The sequence below is a fragment of the Desulfosarcina cetonica JCM 12296 genome (genome assembly GCF_001311845.1).
GTDB classification, from domain to species: Bacteria; Desulfobacterota; Desulfobacteria; order Desulfobacterales; family Desulfosarcinaceae; genus Desulfosarcina; species Desulfosarcina cetonica.
Window position 1 is genome coordinate 21443 of record NZ_BBCC01000079.1, and the last position, 6000, is coordinate 27442.

Annotated in this window: 7 protein-coding genes and 3 pseudogenes; all 10 read left to right on the plus strand. The window is 61.4% G+C overall.

Going from position 1 to position 6000, the window contains the following annotated elements; genetic code table 11:
* The first annotated feature begins 538 nt into the window (after window positions 1-538).
* Window positions 539-1426: a molybdopterin-binding protein gene (locus JCM12296_RS17770; RefSeq protein ID WP_281492048.1), complete on the plus strand. Its 888-nt coding sequence runs from the start codon at window positions 539-541 to the stop codon at window positions 1424-1426.
* A gap of 63 nt (window positions 1427-1489) precedes the next feature.
* Window positions 1490-1597: pseudogene (locus tag JCM12296_RS47695) on the plus strand (hypothetical protein); the annotation flags it as partial.
* A 194-nt stretch (window positions 1598-1791) separates the two neighbouring features.
* A pseudogene (locus tag JCM12296_RS49665) lies at window positions 1792-1857 on the plus strand (hypothetical protein); the annotation flags it as partial.
* Window positions 1858-1917: 60 nt separating this feature from the next.
* A complete protein-coding gene (locus JCM12296_RS47700) occupies window positions 1918-3234 on the plus strand; it encodes a xanthine dehydrogenase family protein molybdopterin-binding subunit (protein ID WP_308417252.1) in 1317 nt (438 codons plus the stop codon).
* Window positions 3231-3386, plus strand: a pseudogene (locus JCM12296_RS49670) (hypothetical protein); the annotation flags it as partial. The gene JCM12296_RS47700 and the pseudogene JCM12296_RS49670, both read left to right, overlap by 4 nt.
* Window positions 3387-3426: 40 nt before the next feature.
* On the plus strand, window positions 3427-4188 hold the full coding sequence (locus tag JCM12296_RS47705) for a molybdopterin cofactor-binding domain-containing protein (protein ID WP_281492049.1): 762 nt from the start codon (window positions 3427-3429) through the stop codon (window positions 4186-4188).
* 132 nt (window positions 4189-4320) lie between these two features.
* Window positions 4321-4686 (plus strand): hypothetical protein, encoded by a 366-nt coding sequence (locus JCM12296_RS17780; RefSeq protein ID WP_083456252.1) that lies wholly within the window; start codon window positions 4321-4323, stop codon window positions 4684-4686.
* Window positions 4659-5210: an NAD(P)-binding protein gene (locus JCM12296_RS36600; RefSeq protein WP_172683961.1), complete on the plus strand. Its 552-nt coding sequence runs from the start codon at window positions 4659-4661 to the stop codon at window positions 5208-5210. The genes JCM12296_RS17780 and JCM12296_RS36600 overlap by 28 nt, the downstream gene beginning before the upstream one ends.
* Window positions 5152-5682 (plus strand): 4Fe-4S dicluster domain-containing protein, encoded by a 531-nt coding sequence (locus JCM12296_RS39985; protein ID WP_054695995.1) that lies wholly within the window; start codon window positions 5152-5154, stop codon window positions 5680-5682. Before JCM12296_RS36600 ends, JCM12296_RS39985 begins: the two co-directional genes overlap by 59 nt.
* Window positions 5682-6000, plus strand: a 319-nt coding sequence (locus JCM12296_RS17790; RefSeq protein ID WP_172683962.1) for a heterodisulfide reductase-related iron-sulfur binding cluster, incomplete at its 3' end; no start/stop codon positions are given. The genes JCM12296_RS39985 and JCM12296_RS17790, both read left to right, overlap by 1 nt.

Sequence of the window (6000 nt, forward strand, 5' to 3'; positions counted from 1 at the left end):
AGGGGAAATAGCAAATACTTGGTCCATGATTTGCGATACGGTCCCTCAAGATGACCGCATTTTCAAGGGGAGACGGCTCGATTGTGCCACCGGCGGCGCCGGATTGACAGGCGGGGATGGTCATCCCATCGGTTTCCAAAGTGCATTTGTATACAATTTATATTTTATAATAACCGTTGGTTGGATCCAATTTGGGGTGCTTTTTTAGGGACTTTGTTGTGTCAAGATTGACATAGTCCGGCGGGCGCGATAGAAAATTAGTTGTCGTTCTCTCGCTTTGCTTTCATCCCAAATGCTTGTTGTTGACTCCGGCGCCCGATGCTCTGCAGTCGTACCCGTGTGCCGCCATGGCCTGTTTTTGCATTGACCATCCATTCTGTAGCGAGGTGAACCAAGCGATGAAATCGATTCCTGTTGCCGATGCTGTTGGCATGGTGCTTGGGCACGATGTCACCCGTATTATCCCGGGTCGGGAGAAGGCCCGGCCTTTCGCAAGGGCCATATCATCCAAACGGAGGAGATCCCCGTTCTTCTCGACATGGGCAAGGCCAACATCTTTGTCCTCGATCTGCCTGAAGGCATGCTGCACGAGGACGATGCCGCCGGCCGCCTCGCCCGTGCGGCGGTGGGTTCGGGTATCCGCTTGAGCGGACCCTTGGAAGGCAAGGTCAGCCTGATCGCCCAAGCGGACGGCCTGCTCAAGATCGATGTGCCTGCCTTGACGCGGGTGAATGCCGTCGGGCAGATCACCTTTGCCACCCTGCACACCTCTCAGCCTGTCAGCGCCGGTCAAACCGTGGCCGGTGTGCGCGTCGTCCCGCTGATTATCGATGCCCATACGATTACCGCCGCCGAGGCGATCTGTGCCAAAGCCGCGCCCCTGATCCAGGTCAAACCGTTCAAGGCCCGCCGGGTGGGTGTGGTCACCACCGGCAGTGAGGTTTACCACGGTCGCATCAAGGATCAGTTCGGGCCGGTCCTGGAGAAGAAATTCAATGCCTTGGGCAGCCGGGTCATGCGCCAAATCCTCGTTTCCGATGATCCGCAGATGACCGTCGAAGCCATTCATACGTTGATCGCAGAAGGCGCCGACATGGTCATGGTGACCGGCGGCATGTCGGTGGATCCCGACGATCAGACACCGGCCAGCATCCGGGCGGCCGGCGCTCGGGTGATCAGCTACGGGGCACCGGTCTTCCCCGGGGCCATGTTCATGCTGGCCACCATCGGCGACGTGCCGGTGGCCGGTCTGCCGGGGTGTGTGATGTATTACCGTACCAGCATCTTCGACCTCGTGATGCCGCGCCTTTTGGCCGGGGAGACGATCACGGCCGAGGATATCGCCGCCATGGGACACGGCGGGCTGTGTGCCGGTTGTGCGGATTGCCGTTTCCCCTTGTGCGGTTTTGGCAAGGGGGTTTGCTGAATAGGAATCGCATCCAACGACGAATTAACACAAAAGGGAGGAATTATGATTACACGCAACATCATGTTGAATGGTAGCAACAAGGTGGTCATTGCCTCGGAAAACGAAACCCTGGCCACCATCCTGCGTGCCCAGCTGGGACTCACCGGAACCAAGGTCGGCTGCGGCCAGGGTCAGTGCGGCGCCTGTAACGTTATCATGGACGGCAAACTGGTCCGTTCCTGCATCACCAAACTGTCCCGGGTCGCCGATGGCGCCACGGTGACGACGATCGAAGGCATCGGAACACCTGCCGGGCTGCATCCGCTGCAGCTGGCTGGGTCGCCTATGGTTGTGCCCAGTGCGGATTCTGCAGCCCCGGTTTCATCGTTTCGGCCAAAGTTCTCCTGGACGAGAATCCCGACCCGACCCGTGATCAGGTCCGCGAATGGTTTCAGAAACACCGGAACGTCTGCCGTTGTACCGGATACAAACCGCTGGTCGACGCGGTCATGGATGCTGCCAAGGTCCTGCGCGGCGAGATGGCTGCCGATGAACTGAATTTCAAGATTCCCGAGGACGGACGCATCTGGGGCACCAAATACCCGCGGCCGACGGCCATTGCCAAGGTGACCGGCACACTGGATTATGGCGCCGATTTGGGCCTCAAGCTGCCCGATGATCGGCTGAACATGGCGCTGGTCCAGGCCACCATCTCCCATGCCAACATCAAGGGGATCGATACCAGCGAAGCCGAAAAAATGCCGGGGGTGGTCAAGATTATCACCCACAAGGACGTGCCCGGCAAGAACCGCATTACCGGCCTGATCACCTTCCCGTCCAACAAGGGAGACGGCTGGGAACGCCCCATTTTAAACGATAGCAAGGTGTTTCAGTATGGCGATGCCATTGCCATCGTCTGTGCCGACACCGAGCATCACGCCAAGGATGCGGCCGCCAAGGTCAAGGTCGACCTGGAGCCGCTGCCCGAATACATGAGCGCCCCGGCGGCCATGGCCGACGATGCCATCGAGATCCATCCGGGAACGCCTAACATTTACTACATTCAGAAGATCGCCAAGGGGGAGGAGACCGCTCCCATTTTCGATGCTGCCGATGTGGTGGTGGAGGACGACTTCTATGTGGGCCGTCAGCCGCACCTGCCCATCGAACCGGATGTGGGCTTCGCCTACAAAAACGATGACGGAAAATTGGTCGTCCATTCCAAATCCATCGGCCTGCACCTGCATGCGGCCATGATCGCACCTGGCATGGGGGTGGAACTGGAAGACCTGATCATGGTCCAGAACCCGGCCGGCGGCACTTTCGGCTACAAGTTCAGCCCCACCATGGAGGCCCTCGTGGGCGTGGCCGCCCTGGTCACCGGCCGGCCATGCTTCCTCAAATACGACTACCAGCAACAGCAGGCATACACCGGCAAGCGTTCGCCGTTTTTCATGAACATGCGCTTCGCCGCCGACAAGGATGGCAAACTGCTGGCCATGGAGACCGACTACAGCGTGGATCATGGCCCCTATTCGGAGTTCGGCGACCTGTTGACCCTGCGGGGCACCCAGTTCATGGGGGCGGGGTATGACATTCCCAACATTCGTGGCGAGGGACGTACCGTGTGCACCAACCACGCCTGGGGATCGGCCTTCCGCGGGTATGGTGCGCCCCAGAGCGAATTCGCCTCCGAAGTGCTCATGGATGAACTGGCCGAGAAGCTGGGCGCGATCCCCTGGAACTGCGCTACAAGAATGCCTACCGCGAAGGATCCACCACGCCCACGGGCCAGGCACCGGAGGTTTATTCGCTGCCGGAAATGATCGACAAGCTGCGCCCGAAATACACGGCGGCCCTGGATAAAGCCAAAGCCGAATCCACCGATGCGGTTAAAAAGGGCGTGGGCGTTTCCATCGGTGTTTACGGCTGCGGTCTGGATGGACCGGACACCTCCGAAGCCTGGGCAGAGCTCAATAAGGATAATACAGTCACCATCTTCAACTGCTGGGAGGACCATGGTCAGGGCGCCGACGCCGGAACTGGGGGTAGCTTACGAGGCCCTGCGGGTGACCGGGATTACGCCGGATCGCATCCGGCTGGTGATGAACGATACCAGCAAGGCGCCCAACTCGGGTCCTGCCGGCGGCAGCCGCAGCCAGGTGATGGCCGGACAGGCCACCAAAAATGCCGCCGAGGCACTGGCGGCGGGGATGAAGAAGCCGGACGGCACCTACCGCGATTATGCCCAGATGAAGGCCGATGATATTCCGGTGCACTATGTGGGCAAATGGACCGCCCCGGCCCGGGATTGTGACGCGAACAGCCAGGGTGAACCCTTCTCCGTCTATATGTACGGCGTCTTCATGGCCGAGGTGGCCGTGGATATCGCCACCGGTAAAACCACCGTGGAGAAGATGACCCTGGTGGCTGATGTCGGATCGGTCAACAACCGCCTGGTGGTGGATGGCCAGCTTTACGGCGGCCTGGCCCAGGGCATCGGCCTGGCCCTGACCGAGGACTACGAAGATATCAAGAAGCATTCCACCCTGGCCGGCGCCGGGGTTCCGTACATCAAACAGATTCCCGACGACATGGAATTGATCTATGTGGAAACCCCGCGCAAGGATGGCCCCTTCGGTGCCGCCGGGTCGGGTGAGCTTCCCCTGACCAGTCCCCATGCGGCGGTGATCAACGGCATTTACAACGCCTGCGGTGTGCGCGTCACCCGTCTGCCGGCGCTACCGGAAAAGGTCTTGGCCGGTTTGCAGGCAAAGTAGGTCAACGATACGTCTCCGGGCCGGCTGGGTGCGGCCCGGAGCGTCCTTTCCGAGGCGATCTTCGGTTGTGTTTTGCCGAGGGTCGCCTTTGGTGGATATGGATTCCCCGGAGGCTACCCTCCGGGAAAAAGGATGCGTCAATGGATCAGATCGAACTGCGGCAGTGGGAAAACCGTTGTATTCAGGAGGAGCCGGCACCCTGCGTCGCCGCTTGCCCGTTGCATGTGGATGTGCGTACTGATCGGGCATGTGGCTGGCGGCGACTGGGCCAAGGCCCTGATGGTGTTAAACAAGGTCATGCCTCTGTCGGGAATTTTGGGGCGCATCTGCGACGCCCCTTGCCAGACGACATGCAACCGAGCCAAGGTCGGGGAGGCGATCCGAATCGCCGATCTGGAGCGGGCTTGCGTCGACCATGCCGGGCGGCCCCGACGAGTTCTGCCGTTGCCGCAAAAAACATCCAGGTGGCTGTGGCGGGCAGTGGCCTCAGCAGCCTGACCGTGGCCTGGGATCTGGCACGCAAGGGGTACGCGGTGACGGTGATCGAGCCGGGCGGGACAGTGGGTGGCAACCTGGTGCGACGCTATCCTCAACGGCTCACCGACGCGATCGTCGCGGCGGAGCTGGATCATCTTTCTCGCATCGGGGTACGCTTCGAGACGAATGGCAGCGTGGATCCAGATGGCCTCATGCAAGCCGATGCGGCCGTTTATATCGGCTTGGATGCGGTGCCCGCCGATGCTGTCGGGCTTGACCGTACCGACCTGGGGATGTTTCGGTTTGCCGGCGACACCGGCCGGGAGGGGCTCTTTGCCGGTGGCAGCATCCCTCGCCGGTCTGGCAGGCGGCCTCGGGCCGCTGGTGTGCCACCTCCATGGATCGCTGGCTGCAGAAGGTCTCCATGGACGCCGGCCGGGAGAAGGAGGGGCCCATCGAGACCCGGCTTTTCACCAACCTGGAGGCGTGACTGCCCTGCCTGCGGTGGGCATGGCCGATCCGTCGACCGGCTACACCGAGGATGAAGCCCAACATGAAGCCGGCCGGTGCCTGCAGTGTCAATGCCTTGAATGCGTCAAGGTATGCGCGTATCTGGGGCACTTCGGCGGCTACCCCAAACGATACGCCCGGGAGATCTACAACAACGAGTCCATTGTCATGGGTGAGCGTAAGGCCAACCGGCTGATCAACGCGTGCAGTCTGTGCGGCTTGTGCGAAACGGTCTGCCCCAACGATTTCGCCATGCAGGACCTCTGCCTGATGGTTCGCCAGAGCATGGTCCAACGGGGCAAGATGCCGCCCTCGGCCCACGACTTCGCCCTCCAGGACATGGCCTTCTCCCAAAGCGATGCCTTTTCCCTGGCGCGCCATGCACCCGGCATGGACGGCAGCCGCTACCTGTTTTTTCCCGGTTGCCAGCTCAGCGCCTCGGCTCCCGGCCACGTGCGGCGGGTGTATGCGCATCTGCGCACGGAACTTTCCGGTGGCGTGGCCTGATGCTGGGCTGTTGCGGCGCACCGGCGCACTGGGCCGGTCAGCAGGCCCTGTTTCAGGAAACTCTGGATCGCTGGTTGGCCACTTGGAACGATCTCAAGCGGCCCCAGCCGATCGTGGCCTGTTCCAGCTGCCTGCAGATGTTTACCCGCCACTTGCCGGAAGCGGACGTCATCAGCCTGTGGGAGGTGCTGGAAACCGCCGGCCTCCCCCATGCGGCACCGCCGCCGCTGGACGGCCCCCTGGCGATCCACGATCCCTGTACCACCCGTGACGAACCGGACGTCCAAGCGGCCGTCCGGCGATTGCTCGATTGGGCCG

Bases quoted from the DNA above. Each gene is read 5' to 3' on its own strand.
- JCM12296_RS17770 (WP_281492048.1), top strand. From the start codon at position 539: ATGGGCAAGGCCAACATCTTTGTCCTCGATCTGCCTGAAGGCATGCTG.
- JCM12296_RS47700 (WP_308417252.1), top strand. From the start codon at position 1,918: ATGGATGCTGCCAAGGTCCTGCGCGGCGAGATGGCTGCCGATGAACTG.
- JCM12296_RS47705 (WP_281492049.1), top strand. From the start codon at position 3,427: ATGGTCAGGGCGCCGACGCCGGAACTGGGGGTAGCTTACGAGGCCCTG.
- JCM12296_RS17780 (WP_083456252.1), top strand. From the start codon at position 4,321: ATGCGTCAATGGATCAGATCGAACTGCGGCAGTGGGAAAACCGTTGTA.